The 17,361-nt window shown below is 60.6% G+C and carries 22 protein-coding genes and 1 pseudogene; 15 read left to right on the top strand and 8 right to left on the bottom strand.

From position 1 onward, the window contains the following. Positions 1–43: 43 nt before the first annotated feature. Positions 44–472 (top strand): annotated as a pseudogene (locus FOM02_RS45800) (ATP-dependent DNA ligase); the annotation flags it as partial. Between the two features lie 44 nt (positions 473–516). Next, positions 517–852 carry a hypothetical protein gene (locus FOM02_RS45795; protein ID WP_265441293.1) on the top strand — a complete coding sequence of 112 codons (336 nt, stop codon included), beginning with the start codon at positions 517–519 and terminating at the stop codon, positions 850–852. Positions 853–1,091: 239 nt separating this feature from the next. Here the strand turns inward: FOM02_RS45795 and FOM02_RS45790 are convergent, their stop codons facing one another. The 3 genes from FOM02_RS45790 to FOM02_RS45780 form a co-directional block, all read right to left on the bottom strand. After that, positions 1,092–1,418 carry a hypothetical protein gene (locus tag FOM02_RS45790; RefSeq protein WP_265441292.1) on the bottom strand — a complete coding sequence of 109 codons (327 nt, stop codon included), beginning with the start codon at positions 1,416–1,418 and terminating at the stop codon, positions 1,092–1,094. Between the two features lie 70 nt (positions 1,419–1,488). Next, positions 1,489–1,980, bottom strand: a complete 492-nt coding sequence (locus tag FOM02_RS45785; protein WP_265441291.1) for an Hsp20/alpha crystallin family protein — start codon at positions 1,978–1,980, stop codon at positions 1,489–1,491. A gap of 82 nt (positions 1,981–2,062) precedes the next feature. After that, on the bottom strand, positions 2,063–2,521 hold the full coding sequence (locus tag FOM02_RS45780) for an Hsp20 family protein (RefSeq protein ID WP_265441290.1): 459 nt from the start codon (positions 2,519–2,521) through the stop codon (positions 2,063–2,065). A gap of 330 nt (positions 2,522–2,851) precedes the next feature. Here FOM02_RS45780 and FOM02_RS45775 point away from each other — a divergent pair, with 330 nt between their 5' ends. The 4 genes from FOM02_RS45775 to FOM02_RS45760 all read left to right on the top strand — a co-directional run bounded on the left by FOM02_RS45775 (position 2,852) and on the right by FOM02_RS45760 (position 4,527). Beyond that, positions 2,852–3,079, top strand: coding sequence for a hypothetical protein (locus FOM02_RS45775; RefSeq protein ID WP_416207751.1), 228 nt, complete (start codon positions 2,852–2,854; stop codon positions 3,077–3,079). Then, entirely contained in the window at positions 3,076–3,255 is a 180-nt protein-coding gene (locus tag FOM02_RS45770; protein ID WP_194482988.1) for a hypothetical protein, read from the top strand. The genes FOM02_RS45775 and FOM02_RS45770 overlap by 4 nt, the downstream gene beginning before the upstream one ends. A gap of 820 nt (positions 3,256–4,075) precedes the next feature. Continuing rightward, complete coding sequence (locus FOM02_RS45765; RefSeq protein ID WP_035730357.1) at positions 4,076–4,258, top strand: hypothetical protein; 183 nt, start codon at positions 4,076–4,078, stop codon at positions 4,256–4,258. Between the two features lie 92 nt (positions 4,259–4,350). Next, positions 4,351–4,527, top strand: coding sequence for a hypothetical protein (locus tag FOM02_RS45760; protein WP_265441289.1), 177 nt, complete (start codon positions 4,351–4,353; stop codon positions 4,525–4,527). 621 nt (positions 4,528–5,148) lie between these two features. Here FOM02_RS45760 and FOM02_RS45755 read toward each other — a convergent pair. Next, the gene (locus FOM02_RS45755) at positions 5,149–5,433 is read right to left on the bottom strand and encodes a hypothetical protein (RefSeq protein ID WP_265441288.1); all 285 of its coding nucleotides are present in this window, start codon (positions 5,431–5,433) and stop codon (positions 5,149–5,151) included. Then, a complete protein-coding gene (locus FOM02_RS45750) occupies positions 5,433–5,795 on the bottom strand; it encodes a hypothetical protein (RefSeq protein ID WP_231164208.1) in 363 nt (120 codons plus the stop codon). The genes FOM02_RS45755 and FOM02_RS45750 overlap by 1 nt, the downstream gene beginning before the upstream one ends. A 304-nt stretch (positions 5,796–6,099) precedes the next feature. On the opposite strand from FOM02_RS45750, the gene FOM02_RS45745 reads away from it, so the two are divergent. Both FOM02_RS45745 and FOM02_RS45740 read left to right on the top strand, forming a co-directional pair. Beyond that, positions 6,100–6,870, top strand: a complete 771-nt coding sequence (locus tag FOM02_RS45745) for a class I SAM-dependent methyltransferase (protein ID WP_265441287.1) — start codon at positions 6,100–6,102, stop codon at positions 6,868–6,870. Between the two features lie 1,703 nt (positions 6,871–8,573). Beyond that, the gene (locus FOM02_RS45740) at positions 8,574–8,933 is read left to right on the top strand and encodes a YybH family protein (RefSeq protein WP_265441286.1); all 360 of its coding nucleotides are present in this window, start codon (positions 8,574–8,576) and stop codon (positions 8,931–8,933) included. Between the two features lie 187 nt (positions 8,934–9,120). On the opposite strand, the gene FOM02_RS45735 is transcribed toward FOM02_RS45740, so the two are convergent. The 3 genes from FOM02_RS45735 to FOM02_RS45725 all read right to left on the bottom strand — a co-directional run bounded on the left by FOM02_RS45735 (position 9,121) and on the right by FOM02_RS45725 (position 12,106). Next, positions 9,121–9,375, bottom strand: coding sequence for a hypothetical protein (locus FOM02_RS45735; RefSeq protein ID WP_265441285.1), 255 nt, complete (start codon positions 9,373–9,375; stop codon positions 9,121–9,123). 38 nt (positions 9,376–9,413) lie between these two features. Further along, positions 9,414–9,716: a hypothetical protein gene (locus FOM02_RS45730; RefSeq protein WP_265441284.1), complete on the bottom strand. Its 303-nt coding sequence runs from the start codon at positions 9,714–9,716 to the stop codon at positions 9,414–9,416. Between the two features lie 668 nt (positions 9,717–10,384). Further along, entirely contained in the window at positions 10,385–12,106 is a 1,722-nt protein-coding gene (locus FOM02_RS45725) for an extracellular solute-binding protein (RefSeq protein ID WP_265441283.1), read from the bottom strand. A 156-nt stretch (positions 12,107–12,262) separates the two neighbouring features. Here FOM02_RS45725 and FOM02_RS45720 point away from each other — a divergent pair, with 156 nt between their 5' ends. The 7 genes from FOM02_RS45720 to FOM02_RS45690 all read left to right on the top strand — a co-directional run bounded on the left by FOM02_RS45720 (position 12,263) and on the right by FOM02_RS45690 (position 17,169). Further along, on the top strand, positions 12,263–13,525 hold the full coding sequence (locus tag FOM02_RS45720) for a GMC family oxidoreductase (RefSeq protein ID WP_265441282.1): 1,263 nt from the start codon (positions 12,263–12,265) through the stop codon (positions 13,523–13,525). Next, positions 13,435–13,929, top strand: coding sequence for a GMC oxidoreductase (locus tag FOM02_RS45715; protein ID WP_265441281.1), 495 nt, complete (start codon positions 13,435–13,437; stop codon positions 13,927–13,929). The genes FOM02_RS45720 and FOM02_RS45715 overlap by 91 nt, the downstream gene beginning before the upstream one ends. 62 nt (positions 13,930–13,991) lie before the next feature. Continuing rightward, the gene (locus FOM02_RS45710; RefSeq protein WP_265441280.1) at positions 13,992–14,132 is read left to right on the top strand and encodes a hypothetical protein; all 141 of its coding nucleotides are present in this window, start codon (positions 13,992–13,994) and stop codon (positions 14,130–14,132) included. Between the two features lie 298 nt (positions 14,133–14,430). After that, positions 14,431–14,970 (top strand): hypothetical protein, encoded by a 540-nt coding sequence (locus tag FOM02_RS45705; RefSeq protein ID WP_265441279.1) that lies wholly within the window; start codon positions 14,431–14,433, stop codon positions 14,968–14,970. Between the two features lie 427 nt (positions 14,971–15,397). Further along, positions 15,398–15,631, top strand: a complete 234-nt coding sequence (locus tag FOM02_RS45700) for a DUF2188 domain-containing protein (protein WP_265441278.1) — start codon at positions 15,398–15,400, stop codon at positions 15,629–15,631. An 835-nt stretch (positions 15,632–16,466) separates the two neighbouring features. Next, positions 16,467–16,691, top strand: coding sequence for a universal stress protein (locus tag FOM02_RS45695; protein ID WP_265441277.1), 225 nt, complete (start codon positions 16,467–16,469; stop codon positions 16,689–16,691). Between the two features lie 37 nt (positions 16,692–16,728). Continuing rightward, positions 16,729–17,169 carry a DUF1772 domain-containing protein gene (locus FOM02_RS45690; RefSeq protein WP_265441276.1) on the top strand — a complete coding sequence of 147 codons (441 nt, stop codon included), beginning with the start codon at positions 16,729–16,731 and terminating at the stop codon, positions 17,167–17,169. Positions 17,170–17,361 lie beyond the last annotated feature (192 nt).

The following is a 17,361-nucleotide window of genomic DNA, read 5'->3' as shown; positions in this document are numbered from 1 at the left end:
CCTCGCGACAGGTATTTGCAACCTTTGGTAACCTTGTGGTAGGCTGTCACCCGGACACCGATGGCTGTTCAGTGACTGCCACGTCGATGGCGATGACGGCCGCGCCTACACGCGAAACGGCCACCACTGGGTTCACAAATTCTCCGTCATCGCCGGCGCCTTCGATGTCCAAGGTCAGGCCATCGTTGACGGCGAGGTCGTCGTTATCCACGAGGGGCGACCCAACTTCTCCGAGCTGCAGGCCGACCTCGCCAGAGGCGATCAGGATCGCTTAGTTTACTTCGCCTTCGATCTCCTTTGGCTTGATGGCCACGATCTCCGGAAGCTTTCCCAGCTTGCGCGTAAGGAGCTGCTCAAGGAGCTAATCGAGAGCAACGAGATTAAGGATCCTATTCTCTACAGCGAACACCATGAAGGTGACGGGCAGGCGCTGTTCGAGGCAGCCAGCAGGCTGAAGTACGAGGGCATCATCTCCAAACGAGTGGATGCTCTTTACCGATCGGAGCGGGTTGAAACGTGGCAGAAGATCAAGGCCGTTCAGAAGGGAAAATTCCCCGTCGTCGGCTTTACAAAGATCCCACCGGTGTTGCCGCTCTCTATCTCGGCAAACAGGAAGGGAAGGAGCTGCGCTATATGGGCAAGGTCGGCACGGGATGGAGCCGAACCACCTCGCGCAAGATCAGGGATGCACTCGATACTGTAGTCAGCCCCAAGAGTAGATTGAGTAAGCAACTCAAAAAGCCCAAAGCCACTTGGGTCGAGCCGAAGTTTGTTGCTGAAATCGAGTATCGCGACATAACTTCCGAAGGGCTGCTCCGCGCCAGCTCATTCAAAGGTCTAAGCCGGAAATAAACTTATGTCTCTGCGGCTGTCTGCACGCCGACGTACAATCAATTCGTCAGCAGAAGGAACATGCGATGGGATTGAAGCGCCCAGGATATGCGTGAGCGCGCAGACGGAAACGGTCGGGCTCAGGATAATGCGGAGCCTATCAGTCCCAAGCCCCTGCCCATACTGCGACGAACGGAACGGCCCATGTCGCCGAATCGTGCCCGATCAGAACCATCGTCATGACGGTGCCTGCGTGAATATCATGCCGACCTCCGGAGCGCGGCGGCCCAAGGCCGCCGCCGCCGCATCGGCACCCCGCCAGGCGGCGGGTCGTCGTCTTCGCCGTCGAGCCGCCGCAGCGCGGCGAGGATCTCGGCGAGCCGGATGGCGTGGCTCATGCCAGGTACCTCGCGCAAGGCGGGAAAGGACTCGACGGCGAACATATCGGACGCCCAGGACGACAGGATGATCCGCTTCTCCGGCGCGGAGAGCTCCGGATCGTTCAGGACATCTTCCGGAGACGCATAGTGCGCCGCCGGATGGAAGAGGGGATTGAGATTGCCTGCGTTCGTGCCAGCTTTTGTCATCGATGCCTCCCTTTACGCTCCTTCCTCGGGGGGTCTTCGGTGAGTTCGGGGTCGACCGCCGCCCGGGTCTTTACTGCGACTTGATCGCGATGCGCTTGACGCCCGCGCGCGGATTCTCGGACTTTGGTATCGAGATCGTCAGGACGCCGTCCTTGAACAAGGCCTCGGCCTTGTCTTCCTCGACGTCCTCGAGGGCTTTCTGCCGCTGGAAGGAGCCGTAGTAACGCTCGGTGAAGTATCGGCCGTCGTCCTTGCGCTCGCTCTTCTTCTCGCCGCGGATGGTCAGCATCCCGTTCGCGATTTCGATCTGGACATCCTTCTCCGTCATGCCCGGGAGCTCGGCAGAGATCGTCAGCCCCTTGTCGGTCTCGCTGAGCTCGATCTTGGGCCAACTGAATTGCCCCTCGATGAGCGGAGACAGGCTTGTGCCCCCGAGGCCGCGGAAGACATCGTCGAAGAGCCGGTTCATTTCGCGGTGAAGCGTCATGAACGGATCGCGGGTGCCGCGCGCCGGTGCGACCTCCTGGTTTCTGGACCAGGGAATGAGATCACGAACTGCCATGGTTTTTCTCCCTCATTGCATGAGCCAGGGAGCGCGGCCGGGCTTGCGCGCGCCGCGCTCCGCCGTCGAACCTTGGCCGGCCTCAGGCCGCCTTCTGTTCGATGTGTGAGGCAGGAGAGGCGCCACTTCCGATCTGGATCCGGCGCGGCTTCATGGCTTCCGGCACCTCGCGGACCAGATCGATGATCAGTAGTCCGTCGCGGAAGGAGGCATCCTTCACCTGGACGTAGTCGGCCAGGTTGAACACACGCCGGAACGGTCGCGCAGCGATGCCCTGGTACAGGTACTCGCCGGCCGCCTTCTCGGGCTTCCTGCCCTCTATGGTCAGCGCGTTCTGCTCAGCGGTCACGGCGATGTCGTCGGTGCCGAACCCGGCGACGGCGAGCGAGATCCGGTAGTGGTCATCGCTGGTGCGCTCGATGTTGTACGGGGGATAGTGGTCTTCGCTCGGCTGGCGCAGCGTGCTGTCGACGAGGTCGGCCAGGTGGTCGAAGCCGATGGTGGAGCGCCACAGGGGCGCGAAGTCAAAGGTGGTCCTCATAACCAAGTCCTCCAAAGAGCAATCTGGATACAAGGAGCGCAAGGCAGGGTCAGAGCGGGTCTGGTACCCGGCCGGCGCCCGCGCCGGACCCGTGACGGCGCCCGGCACACCGCTCTCGCGGCGAAAAAAACTTAGAAAAACGCAAGGGCGATTCAAGGGGGGGCGAAATTTTTTGAGCTCGCGGATTGGTTAACACGCCACCGCTCAAGTTTGACGCACTGCACCACTACAATCTTGACAGCGATTTCGCGCCGAATATTTTTTCGGCGGGAGTTCGATTTCCCGTTTTTCGAACCGCAAAAAGGACCTTAGAGACCGTCAGGAGTGGCGATGATGATCGATGAAGATTTTGCCCGCATTCGCGCGCACCGCAACAACATCCACCGCTATCGGAGACTTCTGAAGACGCGGCTCTCCGACCTCGAGCGCCAGTTCATTGAACGGCGTCTCTCCGAGGAGAGTTCGGCGCTGGAGGCGTTGACGATCGAAACCTTCCCCATCGCATTCACCAAGCTCCAGAGGCAGTGCTCGCCTGCGACCGCGGGGTCGGCGTCATGACCGACGTCAGGGACCTGCTGATCCGCGGCAGCGAAAAGGTCATCGCCCACTATCGGCTGCTGCTTGCGAGTGCGAAGACCGAGAAGGAGCGCGAACTCTACCTGAGCCGGATCGAACGCGAGCAGCGGCTTCTGGACCAGCTCCAGGGCGGCTTGCCGGGACGGATCGCGGCATGAACACTCGAACCGGCGAAGAGAACTACGCGGGCTTCGATGTCGTGTTGAAGCGACGCGGGCGCGGCCGATGGAAGTGGGCCGTCTGCGCAGCTGGAGGCGAGGTCGTGATGTCCGGCTCGGAGTGCAGCCGCGACAGCGCCAGGCCGCAGGGAGGGCACCGCCCGGGGCTGGCGGCAATGGGCGGGCTCTACAACCTCAATACGACGCCTCTTCTTTCCCCAACGACCCGTCCCAGGCTGTCCTTTTCGCCTCTTCAGGTTAAGCGGTGGTGATGACGACCGCAGTTCATCCTACCCAGCCAGGGCACTTTCGGCCTTCCGGTGCATTTTGGGGTCACGGAAGAGGACGCTGTTAGATACCTCCGGCAAGCAAAGGACTGCCTCGATGAAGCTCAAAAAGCGAAGCGTCGAGCGGACAAAGAGGCGTGGCTGAAACTGGCGGAAGAGTGGATGGCCATGGCAGAGAAAGCTCGAAGGCCAAGGTTCGACGAGAACTAACCTTCAGCACGTGGTCACCGCGGATTCCACGCGGTTCCGTTAGCCTATGTGTTTTGAGGTATGTACACTTTGGTACAGCGTGAGCGGCTTACTAGGAATGGAAGTAGCCGTGGACGACGCCAACGCAGCCGCCCGATCTTCCCGGCCTTGCTGTCCGACCTGCTCGGCCACGCCACGCCTTGTGGCCTCCATGTTCGATTCCAAGAAGGGAGGGGTTGTCAGGGTCTACGAATGCCCATGCGGGAAGGTCGTCTGGGACCCCTCGGAACCGGCCGATGTAGCCTGAGTTGATCTCTTCGGGTAAGCACCTGGGAGAGGCGCCAATGTTGCCAAGCGACTGGGAATGGCTGCGTCACTGCCTGAAAGCCTGCGATGAAAGACACCAGGCCAAAGACGACACGACGCACGAGATGTTGCGTCGGTCATGGGAGGCGCTGGCGCGCTCCGAGGAATTGTTGAGAGCGCCGGTCCCGGTCGTCTGGCATCCCGAGCCGCTTAAAGAGTAGGAAGGCTCAGTCGGCGGATTCAGTTTGTTCTCGAAAGTGACTGTACGTCTTTCTGTTAGGATGTCATCGACAACGGCTCTAAGAGGCTCGCGATGACCCTGCATCGCCGTCGAGTGAAGCAGACCCGATCCCTTGAAGAGCGGATGGCCGAGCAAACCGCTCGGCTGAAAGAGCGGGCCAGCCAGTTGCCCGCCGGGCCAGAGCGGGAAGCTCTTCTCAAAAGCGAGCCAGCATTGCGGAAACCGGCGCGCACATTAGCGATCGGCTGAAGTCCGCCGGCCTTCAGCCTCCGGAATAAGCTCAGCTCTAGAAACGTACGCCCCGTTTGTTACCTGTACGGGATGCAACGGGTTTATTTGGTTCGGGTCACAACCGATAGCGGCGAACGCCAGCTCTGGCTGGCAGCGACGGAGCGAGGGGCTGCTGTGGATCGAGTGCTCGACGCCATTCCCGAAGGCTGGGCGGCGAGCCTCGTTGAACGGGAGTTGGATGCGGACCTGACAGCTTCATTGAACATGCAGCCGGGCGAAGTCCGGCGACATCGGGTGTCCTAATTTCCCTCTGCGGGTACGAACGGCCCCGGGCATCTCCGGGGCTGGACCGAGACGCACCGAGACCGCCCGACGCACCATACTCAACGCGGCACGCCGGTTGACAGCGTCTCGCCCGCGATTCGCTCCCCGAGTCTCAAATGATAGAGTGTCCGAAATTTAAGCTGCGGGTGTCCTAATTAGAGCAGCATCCTTCAGAGAGGCCGCGCTCCGTGTTTGTTGAGCAGACGTAAGTTCCGCTCTCGTGCAGCTCCAGCCAGCTGCACTGGACAGCATGGATCGGCAGCTTCAAGTCGATGGCGTGCCAAGCTATAGGACGATTTCGCGCCTTTCCTACGTTTAGTCCGGCTTCTGCTGTCCAGCGAGCAGGTCTTCGCGCTGGAGCAAGCGAACATACGTGCCGCTCTCGTGCAGCTCGAGCCAACCATGCTCGACGGCGTATCGGAGGCCGTTCCCGAACTCCGGATACCCACGGCTGCCCTTCAAGAGGGCCACGAATTGCGCGTTGATCCGCTCGATGTAGATCCGGCCATCCTGCACGGCCGGCGTGGCGGCGGCAATCTCAACCAGCTTGCGCGCGGCGGCTTCGGGGTCGGAGTAGGGGCGGGCGTCAAGATGTTTCACTAGCGAACCTTTCCCTCGGTCTGCGCGGCATAGATGTGGGCCCGGTGCGGGTAGCTCTCATCGGGCTTCCAGCTGTCGAACGTGGTGCCGCAGGGACAGCGCATCAGGGTTCTCCGGATGATCTCGCTCGCGAGCTTCTCGCCGCGGGCGCGTTTCTGCGCCACCTCGGCGCGCCAGTCGCGATCGCTACGCCATTCGGCAAAGGCGGTGTCAGGGATGATGGGCAGCAGGGCGGACCATGCGGCCTCGAAGTCCTCGCGGGCGGCATCGAAGCTCGAGGCGATACCGCCCCGCTGCGTGCCCGGCTCCATACCCAGACAGAAGCCGAAGGACCATGCCCATTGATCGGCGTGAACGCGCACGCCGGCGCGCTCGCCGACCCGCCGACGCGGACGTCGTCGAAATAGATCAGCCAGGTCTCCCCGTGCGGGTTGTCCCTGTGACGGCGCCTGAGTGCGGTCATGGGGGCGTCTTACGAGGTGCAGAGAGGGCCTTAGCCACGCCAGCCCCAGGTTGACGCAATCCCAAAAACAACAACGCCGCGGGCAAACCTGGTGCCAACGGACTACCTCCAATGATTGGCTTCAAGCTCAACTTACGAGCGCTAGAATGCGTCAAACTGTCGCGATTACCAGTGTTGGCCGCTATTTATGATGCGAGAGAACGATGCAGCGACCCGATCCGAAATCATTTGACCGCTACTTCAATACCGCAGAAAGCGGGATGGTCCGCGGAAATCACCGTTTCTATGTAAACTATCTTTTTGAAGGAATCGATTTCAAAGGCAAGACGATGCTCGATATTGGCGGAGGCGATGGGATGCTGTCGCTTTACGCCGCATGTTCAGGAGCAGAAAAAGTCATCTGCCTTGAACCGGAGATCGCGGGTTCGACCACTGGCACAAGCGCTGCGTTCCAGCGCACTGCCTCCGTCCTTGGCCAAACAGAGGTGCAACTGCTTCCTAGCCGGCTGCAGGACTATGACCCCGGCGATGGCACGTTTGACATTTTACTCCTGCACGCATCGATCAATCACCTGGACGAAGCCGCGTGCATCGAACTGGCTCGCGATCGCGAAGCGCAGCGCTCGTATCAGCAGTTGTTTGGAAAGCTTTCCTCCTTGGCACGTCCCAACGCAAAACTCAACGTTGTTGACTGCGCTCGGCGAAACCTGTTTGGCGACTTGCGCCTAAAGAATCCGTTCATGCCCACGATAGAGTGGCACAAGCACCAGTCGCCACAGTTGTGGGCGCGGCATCTTGCTCAGGCGGGCTTCGACAATCCCATCATTCGATGGCATTCATTCAACACCTTAAGATCCGCCGGACGGCTGCTTCTTGGCAACCGCGTAGCCGCCTACTGTCTCACGAGCTCGTTCTGCCTCACCATGGAGAAACGGCCCGAGGCCTCGGCCGGTTCGCTCGCGCATGCCGGGTGAAACGAGGTTTCTCGGTCACAGGCGGTCTCGACGCGAGACGTCCGGGACTTCATCGGCCTCTCAGCCCTCGAAGTCGGCTCGCAACCGCGTTGAGGGGAAATTGGCACGTGACCCCGCGACAACCACCGGTCACTAGAATTACTTCGTCGCGGAGTGGTGACGAGTACCGCGGTACGCATGGGCATTGAGACCCGTGCACCCAGGCCGGCGGCTTTTTCCTTTTGAGCTGCGACTGGGGCGCGGCCCACCGCTCGTCGCCTTCTGGGGACTGCATCATCACGTATGATGGTGCTCTATGCAGTGCCTCAGAGCTCGCCGGCCCGCGCGCGCTTTCACTTGTGGACGTCTTCCCTCTCGCGTCGTAAGGGCGGCATCTGCGTCTTGGGTGTCTGGACTGGTGTGTCCGGCACCGCATCTGCTTCTTCCTCCTGCTTTCGGCGGACGAGCACACCGATGATGCCGATGATGACGAGCGTAGCACCCGTGACCAAAAGCCAGAAAGCAAGCGCCTGCCGATTGACGTTAGCGGGCCGCTACATCGGCAGTTGGAGAAAGCCATAGGCGCCAAGGCCCAACAGCGCGGCTTTATCGCAACTCCTCAGAAAAACGGAACATGACGCTACTCCGAAAGAACTAGGGGTAAGACTATCACCGAGAAGGTGTGACATGGCTAGACCGTCGACCCGATTCACCGGGCGGGTTCCCGTTGTAGCCAAATCGCGTGCGCCCCTAATCATGTGGAGCATCGCGGCCCGGCTGCAGGCTCCTACCAGCGCGACGCTTGGCGGTCATCTCTTTGTCAGCCGACCTGTGGGATTTTGGGCAACACATGCGGGATAATGGGCAAGGGATGGAACAGCGGCTGGGAGATCAGCTTGTGTCTCCGGCGACGGCCTCAGTCCCACGAGGCACGAGCCTGTCCGGAGGCCCCAGCATCATCATGCCCCCCGGCCCGATGCTGGGGCCACCACGGGGAGGCTGAATTGGAAGAGACTTGGAGAATCGCTGTCGCGATTAGTGCGACCGCTATAGTCGCCGCAGGCTCCTTCTTTGCCATCCGGTTTATTATCGGGTTGCACCTATGACTCGACCCTAGGCATGACTTACAAACGCTACCGCGGATCAGCGCGTCGTTACGCCTACAGCGACGGAATAGCTGACCATACTGCTGCTTGGGGCCAAGGCGGACACAGAGCGAGGCGCCGAACGGCTATCAGATAAAGCCTTCGATGTATGCTCGCGCGGTCCTCGTGTCGCCAGCCGCGGCGGCAATGATGCCGAATGCGTGGATTTCACGAGGTAATCCGCCGCTCGGGCTCTCCCGCATGTCCACCATCATCGAAGAAACCGCCTCTCGTATTCGGCCAACGCTCAGAAGCGCGAGCGCATTTTCCTTGCATCGTTTGAGATATGCTTCTCGGGTCAATGGGGTCGTAGTTGTCATTGATCCTTGGTTCAGTTTGAATCGGAGTTCGGTCCTAGCCTATTGCCACTGTTTCCCGGCGTAAAGTTTACTTTTAGACACCGGTCTCGAACACGCATTTTCGAATTCGAATGGCTATCACCAGCGGATAAGCATCGCCCTATGGCACTCGGCATATGGGCTTGGCCGAGTGAAAATCAAAGAGTTCGCGAGTCGATTGGCGAAGAGATTCAGCTGGGTACCTAGCCAAATCTCTGTGTCTGGCGCGGGAGGTGCTTGTATGTCTTTTGACCCGATGGCCGCCGCCGTCGACTGGTTTGATGCCTACCGCGCCGGCGATATCGAAACACTACTCGAAATGTACGCCGAAGATGCCGTGGTCTACTGCGATTGTGACCAGTTGGCGATCTCCGGGAGACAAAACCTGCGTGGCTACTGGGCTATCCATCTGCAGGAACACCAAGCTGCCGAGCTGGACAATCTTCAGCCCTCGGAGGGGGGCGCAACAATCTCGTACGTCAGCGGGGAAAACGTCGTGCAGGCCGTCTTGGACTTTGATGATGCCGGGAAGATCAGGACACTGAGCTGCAGGCCGATACGTCAGGCTTCGTCCATCGCCTGCCAAGGCGTAGTGTGCTAGGGGTCAAAAGCTGCCCTCGGCGTCTCCCTTATGGCTTTCCGCTCAGCCTAAGAAGCGGACCCTGCGCGGCCAAGGGGGAAAATCAGCCACGGGCTATCTCCGGCCTCATGCGCGGCAGCAAAGGCGGCACGGTGATGCCGAGAGCGTTCGCCGCCACCAGTCGGCCTTGCCGACCGTTCGACAATGACTAATCCCCCTCACCACGACGTGTATTCCACTCGTCATCCGGCAGTGATCCGCGCGGGGGCGCAAGCTCTTCGAGGCCAGCTTCGATCAGCACCACTTCTTCTTGGATTGCTATTACCGCATTCTCTGTGGTGACGCCCGAAACGGCTTGCAATTGAGCGAGCATCTCACGGCGATGAGCCAGCAACTCCGTCAGAGCGCACCGATCCCGCACCTTCACGTAGCCAGCGACAATTAGCTCCATGGCCCTCGACATCGCGCCGCTCCATGCAATCACTGCTGTTCAGGTGCTCGCTAGAAGGCTCCTGTCGTCGCTTTCAAACGCGGTTGGGTAAGCGCCGCCAGTCCGGCTTCAGTGATGTGATACTCGATACCGGTTGCAGACGACCGCATCTCCATCCATCCATTGCGGATGAGGGTGAGCTTTGTTTTGGGTCTGTCCTCCAATTTGGAACTCGCCACCCACTCAACGTCACGTAGCCGATCGAGAAGCTGACGGTGGTGTTGATTGAAAGTCGAATGACGCTTCTCCCGCTTGCGCGTGTCCCGCAAAGTATGCTCGAGCGGCGACCGTTCTGCTTTCATAACCATCAACATTGCATTTCAATATTGAGGATTTCTTACGGCCGGGAAGATCTAGCAATTATCAAATCAGCGGAAGGCGCACGACGGTTCGTCTTTACCAATGCCCGTGCGGCCAACGCATCTGGGTGAGTAAGGGTGCCCTAGTTGGCAGCCCCTCCTTCACGCTGGCGGCTGTCTCACTCGTCTCAAAATAGAACGCTGCCGGGCTCGAAATAAACGTCCCGGCAGCGTTTCAGTCCCGGACTGAGCACTGAAATCCCAGTCAGCTTAGCTTTAGCAATGGCCATGCCACAGGGTTTTCATAATGCAAAAACGGCCTCAGCAGTTCCGGGGCTGGCTTTTCGAGAGCACAACAGCCCGCCGTAGGAGACGCAATAATCGAATTGTCCGTTTTGGACTTTTCAGTGAGGGGCGATGGACATGAGAACTCGCGTCGCTCCGCATCGTCGAACGTATCGCGCGGAGACGTCGGGCCTTTCGGGTGCGCGCTTCGCGCGCGCCCACGGGTCAGTACTGAAACGCCGCCGCCTTTCTGGCTGATGAGATGTCAGAGGCGAGGCGACAACGAAGCCGTTTCTTCCGGCCGTCTACACCACCGGGATACGATAGCCCGTGCGATAGTTTGCGAATGGAGGTGATCGAGCCAAGTCCGGCAACATCCAGCCAGATGGAACACGAGATCATGATCGCTTGACGTTGGCCAAATGCCGCTCCTGCTTCAAGACTGCCTCGATGCGGTGCTGCGCATCGGTCAGAGCCGCCGCGTCTGGTTTGCGACCGGTCAGTGCGTCATGCACCTCCTCACCAATGATCGTTTCGACAGCGATGTAGCCTGGCACCGCCGGACGCTGCCAAGTCTGAAGCTGCCCGCGCCGAGCCATTTGATCGATGGCGCGCACGATCGGGGAGCCCGCGGTCGTGTCCGGATTGGCGGCCATGCTGAAGCGCGGTAGGACAGGGAAGCCATTGTCGATCTGGTTCTGGATCGATTCGCGCGAGGTCATCCTGCCGATCGCGGCCGCGGCGGCCTCGACGCGATCTGGCGGCAGATTGGCCGGGATCGCCAGCAGGAAGCTGCCGAGCGGCGTGACATTGCCGCCACGTGGCCCCGCCGGCTGCGGCAGGTAGCGCACGCGGCGCTTGACCCGCGAGCGCATATCCGCCTCGAAGCGCACTGCGCGCATGGACCAAGCGTAGGCCATCGCCGCGCGACCGGTCAGGAACAACTCGACTGAGGGATCCCAACTGAGATCCAACACGTTCGGCGGCGAAATGGTGCAGAGCCGGTGCATATAGTCGAGCGCCGCGCGCGCGGCGTCACTGTCCAGGGAGGGCATCAGTTCGGCGGCACTCCAGTCGATCACACGGTGTGTGGCGGGACCACGTGGTCCCTCCAGCACGGCGCCGCCACAGCAGCCGACCAGGGACATGAAGCTTGACGCGATCGGCATGCCGCGCACGCCGTTCCAGGTGATGCCAAAACGCCCTTCTGCGGGCGCGTGGAGCTTCCGCCCGGCAGCGACTACCTCGTCGAAACTCCGGGGGAAGTTGAGCGATTTCTCGGCGAACAGATCGGTGCGCGCGGCGAACAGTTCGATCGAAGAGACGATCGGTACACCGTACTGGCGGCTGGCCCATCGCCCGGTCGCCCAGACCGAAGGATCGAAGTCCAGCGAGTCGATGCCGACATTCAGCAGATGTGCATCCAGGCATTGCACCCGCCCGCTCTCGGCGAAGGAGCCGAGCCAGGGCGCGTTCAGGGTAATGACGTCGTATTCGGAGACCGGACGCTGGGCATTGGCAACGGCGCGCTTATACATGTCGTCCAGCTTCAGCAGATCGAAGTCGCGGCGAGATGACAAGTTGTTGCGCCAATCGGCCCAGAGGTCGCGCATCGCAGCGAAGAAGGCATCGTCCTGCAGCAGGAAGCGCAGAGTCCGGCCGCTGTCGATCGTGCGCTGCATGATGCTAGGAGGTGGCTTGAGAAAGGTGTCTATGCGGTCCACGCCGAAGCTGAAATCCTCGGCGTTTTCCGCGCTCGACCGCACGCCGACGGTTTGCGCAAGCACGGACTTGATGTGCCGGGCATAACCGGTGAAGGCGGCCATCATCGGCTCGCCTGGATGCAACGTGAAACTCTTTCCCGTGCGCGTGCGTGGGAGACGAATGATCCAGCCGCTCGCGATAAGCTCATTGATCCGGCGCAGCGCGGTCGCGTGAGGCACGCCCGAGAGCTGGGCTAGTGCGGAGATGGTCAGGATTTCGCCGCGCAGCTGCGCTGTCACTAGGCTGGTGACGATGGCCCAAGTCGGATCCTGCTGGGCAACAGGGAATAGCTCACCAAACGGCTCGTGCAGCCGGTCGAGGAAACCGATGACCCTGAGCAGCTCTCCGTCGTTCATGCCGACGAAAATCCATCTTTAACTTATTTTTGTTCAGTATGGATAAAACCCTAATTGCCGCAAGACTGCACAAAGCGGACGGTGGTCTCCAGAAAAGAGGGAGGACAAGTTCATGGCGGTTCGGACGCGAGCGCGGGTGGCGCGCGGGTATCCGGCATGATCGCGGACTATGTCATCGTCGGCGGTGGCAGTGCCGGTGCGGTGCTGGCATCGCGCTTGTCGGAAAGTCCGGCGAACCGTGTGGTCCTGCTCGAGGCAGGCGCCGATACGCCGCCGGACGCCACGCCCGCCGATATTGACGACACTTTCCCGAGCTCGAGCCTCAACCCCGGATATTTCTGGCCGGAGTTGCAGGCACGCCGGCGGGAGGGCGGACCGCTCCATCCCTATCCGCAGGCACGGATTATGGGCGGGGGTTCCAGCATCATGGGCATGTGGGCCTTGCGCGGCATGCCGTCGGATTATCGGCGCTGGACCGAGGCCGGCGCCGAGGGCTGGGACTGGCCGGACGTCTTGCCCTATTTCCGTCGCGCCGAGGCGCACGCCGATGAGCCGTCATCGGGCGGTCCCTACCCGATCCGTATCCCGCCGCGCGCGGAATGGCCGGGCTTTGTGCGTGCCATCGAGGCGGCGATGCAGACCCGGGGTTTTGGCCATATCGAAGACATCAATGAGACGCCCGGCTGCGGCTTCTTCGCCATGCCCAATGCCGCGACCGCACATAAACGTTCCTCGACCGCGTCCCGCTACTTGACTGCTGCCGTGCGCGCTCGGCCAAACCTGATCATCCTTGCGGGCGCCACGGTACGCGCACTCCGGATCGAGAACGGTCGCGCCATGGGCGTCAGTGTGGAGCAGGCGGGCGCGAGACGAGAACTCGCGGCCGGCGAGGTTATCCTCAGTGCCGGCGCCATCCATTCGCCGGCGTTGCTCATGCGCGCCGGAATAGGTAACGCCCAGTCGCTGTGCGACCTCGGCATCGAGCCGCGCCTCCACCGCCCCGGCGTCGGGCAGAATCTGCAGAACCATCCCTATCTGCATATCGCGATGACGCTGCCGGCACGCGCGCGGCTGCCGGCGGAGTTGCGCCGCTTTGCGCTGGCTGGCGTGCGGCATTCGTCTGGTTTGGCGGGTTGCCCAGCGGGCGATCTGGTGTTGACGGCGATTGGCCGGGTCAGTTCCTACCGTTTCGGGGTCGATCTCGCCATGTTCAGCGCGGCACTGTATGCGCCGTTTTCGCGGGGCACAGTGGCTCCGACCAATGCGCGCCGGAAGCGCCGCCGGTCATTGATTTCCGCTTCCTGGACGATCCGCGCGATGCGCCGCGGATGCTGCAGGCCGCTCGTTTCGCTGAAAGCCTGCTTGCCGACCCTCTCTTCGGGCAGCACTACCATGACGCCTTTCTGCTGCCGCCGGTGATGTCGCTCGATCAATTCGGCAAGACCGGGCTTGCCGGTGCGTTGACCGCGCTGGGGGCATCCCTGGTGCTGAACGCGCCGCCGCCCATTTCGCGTCTCATATTGTCGCGCCGGTTGGCGCCTGGTTTCTGGATCGCCAACCGCGGCCACCAGCGGGTGTTGAATGACGACGATATCTTGAGCGCCATTGCGCCGATGGGACATATCTCCGGCACATGCCGCATGGGACATGTCGAGGATGCCGGTGCGGTTGTCGATACCCATTGTCGCGTCATCGGGATCGAGGGCTTGCGCGTCGTCGACGCGTCGGTCATGCCTTGCGTGCCTAGCGCAAACACCAATTTGCCGACGATCATGGTCGCGGAGAAGGCTGCCGACCTCATTCGACGCGTCCGTGAACGTTAGGTCCCGATCGATGCGCCGTGACTGTGCGCCCACGGGTGAAACCGCAGTTTGGGCGACGACCGGTGTCAGGAGTCGTCCCGGCGGGTGTAGAGCGCCGCAGCGAGCACGATTACGATGCCTTTGATGATCAGTTGGGCCTGGACCGGGATGCCGAGCAGCAGGTGCGCTTGCGCGCCGATCTCGACGAAGCCAAATGGCGATGATCAGTCACTCATAGGCGCGCCCCGTGGACTACTTTGGCTCGATCTACCCGTCTAATTCGGTCGGCTGCCCGTATTGCCTGTCGTCAACGCGTTCATGCGCAATGGCCGGAGATCTCCGTCAATACCTCGCCTATGAGTAAGATTGGATGAGATATCGTAGGTTTGGTTGGTGTGGGGCAAGGCGGTCGCGCTCCGGTGACTCGAACCCCCGATGTTTCGAATATGTCGATCTGCCAACCACGACGAACTTTGCGGTTGGATTTCTCATTGTAAGCCATTGATCTCTAATGATCGGCTTTTGGCTCAGTTGGAAAAAACCTCTTGTAAAATCAATGATCGTATCGTGTCTCTTAATCAGCGGCTCTATCGGGAACGCAGGGGCGCGCCATTTATCTTCGCATTAGAGCGCGCGCAGCAACTACGTTCCCTTGGGTGTCTGATGCGTGCCGAAGAAGCAGCTCTTCATTTGGAAATGCCTGCTAAGCAATTGATATTACAAGAGGCGAATTCTGCGATTTCTTCCAAATGCGCGTTGAAATCGTTGAATAATCAAACTGATTTTGATTCCGCCATTCGGAGGTTCGATCCCTCTCCCCCCCCCCCCCCCCAGCCATTTGATGTTGCTAGAGAAATTGCCTTTTCAGCTATCTCATTTGGAAATTGGGTAGTCCGCTGCCCCTCGAAAAGAACGCCGCTGTCGCTTGAAATTCCTTGCTACTCGCCAGCTTCATATCCGCTCCGTCCGCAGCCGCAGGGTGTTACCGACGACGCCGATCGAAGACAGTGCCATCGCGGCCGCCGCCACGATCGGCGACAGCAGAAGGCGAACGCTGGATAGAGCGACCCTGGCGTTCGCCTACCATGCAGCGGGCATTCCGATGTCTACCCGAGCGTGGTCCGATCAGATTGGGCAGCCAGCAACGAATAGTGGACTTCAACGAAACGACCAAAGACGTAGGGCGGCGGAGCAGATCCGAGCGGCGCGTCTTGCAGGGAGGCCGTCCCGACCTCGCGGGCACCGCTCTGACACTTGTGCGCGCCGACGCTGCTCATCGTCGCAGGAAACGACTTCGAGGTCATCGAGCTGCATCGGGAAGCACTCAAGCACCTGAGATGCGAAAAGAAACGCGCCCTGGTGCCTGCCGCAACACATTTTTTCGAAGAACCGCGCGCGTTGGACCTTACCGCGTGAACGATTGACGTCTGTCAGCGTGCTTCAACGCTTCTGGCATTATCCAGCTTTGAGATTACCACGTGGAGCTCAGATGATGTCAGATGCCGCGGTTCACGTCATCCCCGACGCCAATTTCGAGGACTGGATCGTACGCGCCGACGCGGGCAATGAAGTCGCTCATTATGCTACGCGCGAAGCGGCGGAGCTGGTCGCCCGGCAGATCGCACAAGAGCGGGCGATCGACCTTGTCGTTCATCTTCCTGACGGAAGAACCACTCGAAAGAGCTTCGCAAAGGGATGGCTATCCAAGCTATTCGGAGAATGATCATTGCGATCGCCGCGGCTCACGCGCTCACGGCTGCAACATGCACTCGCTCCGTGCCACGAGCTGCGACAAGATCATGAGTCCCGATCTGCGCGCGTTTTTTGCGCGGAGCGCAACAGCATCTGGGGCGGGGACACCCTGGATCGAAAATCGCCGCTCCGGCGCTGTAACGGCATCCACTTTGATCAATCTAACCTCTGGCTCGAGCTGGCCGGCAAAGCGCACGCCAACGCGATCTGCTCCCAAGATCGGTGCTCCGACCTCGGAAATTGTCCGGATAATCGTTGACGAACGCCAATGCGCGAGCGGAGCACGCGGGTAGCATCTCCATGGCGATGGGCTAGATGGGCTAAGTATACGTAAACTGCGTTGTCGGGTTGGATGCTCAATTCGTCAGGCAAACAAAGTGGAGATCTGCGATGAAGAAGGCTCTGACCACACTCGCCATTGGAACGTCTTTTGCATTTGCCGCAATTGCGAGTCCGTCGTCGGCGCAAGCTCGCTGGAGGCACCCTAATTTCCCGGTCGCTCCTGTGGTGGGCGGGCTCGCGGCAGGGGCTCTGATCGGCGCTGCGCTCGCGGCACCAAGACCGTATTACGTATATGAGCCTGTCTTCTACGGACCGCATTGCATCGTCAGACGCGAACGGGTCTGGGATGGATGGGCTTGGCGATTTCGCAGCGTAGAGGACTGTTACTGAGCTTGCCTAGGAGTGGGGTGCGCCGGAGAAAATCTACGGAGTATCGACGCTCGTGGATGGCAGACCCGAAGGACGTGCCCCTGAGCAATGCGCGCAGTTTGGACGGGAGAGCATCGGATGATCAAGGACGTCAGATGGCGGACCATCTCGCCCGGCACGGTGTCAAGGTCGAGGTCGAGGCCATGCCGGCTCCCGACATCGATGTTGCAAGTGCCATTCTGTCCTATGCACCTGATTGCTCAGCAAGTCCGATCGTTATGGGCGGCTATGGCCACGCCCGGATGCGCGAGTTCATTCTCGGCGGTGTCACCCGTGACATGTTGAAGTCCATGACCGTTCCGATGTTCATGTCGCACTGATCATACAGTTTCTGGATCTGTGTCGGGAGCCCGCAGCATGCGGCCTGGTCTTTACGCCTTCGCTGTCGCCGCCGCCTTTCTTGGGGCGACGCTCTATATCGGGGTAGTCGAGCAGCCAGCCCGTCTGAAGCTCGGCGGCCGCGCGATGTTAAAGGAATGGACTTTTAGCTTTCGTCGCGGCACGCTCACGCTGTCCGTCCTCGCGGTCGCGTCCGCAGTCCTCGCTTCCATTCAATTCAGGCTTGATGGCGACGTGCGCTGGATCATTGGCGGCATCACGATCCTGGCGAGCTGGCCATATGCATATTTCGTAATGATGCCGATGAACATATGGCTCTGCGCCATGTCACCCGGACAGGCGATCTCTCCTGTCCGCAAGCTGATGCGGGATTGGGGGTTGCTGGAATGGGGGCTCACGTTGATCGGTTTCGCTGCCTGTTGCTCGTTCGCCTGGGTGCTTGAACTGCCGGCTCACTGACGTTCGTCAGCTTGGCAGGCGAAGTTCGTGGCACGGCTATACAGGAGATCTTCCGCTGCTGCTGAGATGAGGCCACCATGCTTCACATCGATATTCCGGCGCAGACGAAGTCAAGAATGTGGCTCTAGGGAAGGGCGAAACCTGTGTCTCACTTTAGATGCCACGTCGCGCCTCGGCACGCGCCCCGGGTCA

It is taken from the genome of Bradyrhizobium sp. SEMIA (genome assembly GCF_014844175.1).
In the GTDB taxonomy this organism is placed as follows: domain Bacteria; phylum Pseudomonadota; class Alphaproteobacteria; order Rhizobiales; family Xanthobacteraceae; genus Bradyrhizobium; species Bradyrhizobium arachidis.
This window is presented reverse-complemented; position numbering and strand designations above follow the sequence as displayed.

Coding starts and splice junctions, on each gene's coding strand:
- FOM02_RS45790 (WP_265441292.1), bottom strand. CDS start 1,418: ATGACAAAAGCTGGCACGAACGCAGGCAATCTCAATCCCCTCTTCCAT.
- FOM02_RS45785 (WP_265441291.1), bottom strand. CDS start 1,980: ATGGCAGTTCGTGATCTCATTCCCTGGTCCAGAAACCAGGAGGTCGCA.
- FOM02_RS45780 (WP_265441290.1), bottom strand. CDS start 2,521: ATGAGGACCACCTTTGACTTCGCGCCCCTGTGGCGCTCCACCATCGGC.
- FOM02_RS45775 (WP_416207751.1), top strand. CDS start 2,852: ATGATGATCGATGAAGATTTTGCCCGCATTCGCGCGCACCGCAACAAC.
- FOM02_RS45770 (WP_194482988.1), top strand. CDS start 3,076: ATGACCGACGTCAGGGACCTGCTGATCCGCGGCAGCGAAAAGGTCATC.
- FOM02_RS45765 (WP_035730357.1), top strand. CDS start 4,076: ATGTTGCCAAGCGACTGGGAATGGCTGCGTCACTGCCTGAAAGCCTGC.
- FOM02_RS45760 (WP_265441289.1), top strand. CDS start 4,351: ATGACCCTGCATCGCCGTCGAGTGAAGCAGACCCGATCCCTTGAAGAG.
- FOM02_RS45745 (WP_265441287.1), top strand. CDS start 6,100: ATGCAGCGACCCGATCCGAAATCATTTGACCGCTACTTCAATACCGCA.
- FOM02_RS45740 (WP_265441286.1), top strand. CDS start 8,574: ATGTCTTTTGACCCGATGGCCGCCGCCGTCGACTGGTTTGATGCCTAC.
- FOM02_RS45735 (WP_265441285.1), bottom strand. CDS start 9,375: ATGTCGAGGGCCATGGAGCTAATTGTCGCTGGCTACGTGAAGGTGCGG.
- FOM02_RS45730 (WP_265441284.1), bottom strand. CDS start 9,716: ATGTTGATGGTTATGAAAGCAGAACGGTCGCCGCTCGAGCATACTTTG.
- FOM02_RS45725 (WP_265441283.1), bottom strand. CDS start 12,106: ATGAACGACGGAGAGCTGCTCAGGGTCATCGGTTTCCTCGACCGGCTG.
- FOM02_RS45720 (WP_265441282.1), top strand. CDS start 12,263: ATGATCGCGGACTATGTCATCGTCGGCGGTGGCAGTGCCGGTGCGGTG.
- FOM02_RS45715 (WP_265441281.1), top strand. CDS start 13,435: ATGCTGCAGGCCGCTCGTTTCGCTGAAAGCCTGCTTGCCGACCCTCTC.
- FOM02_RS45700 (WP_265441278.1), top strand. CDS start 15,398: ATGATGTCAGATGCCGCGGTTCACGTCATCCCCGACGCCAATTTCGAG.
- FOM02_RS45695 (WP_265441277.1), top strand. CDS start 16,467: ATGGCGGACCATCTCGCCCGGCACGGTGTCAAGGTCGAGGTCGAGGCC.
- FOM02_RS45690 (WP_265441276.1), top strand. CDS start 16,729: ATGCGGCCTGGTCTTTACGCCTTCGCTGTCGCCGCCGCCTTTCTTGGG.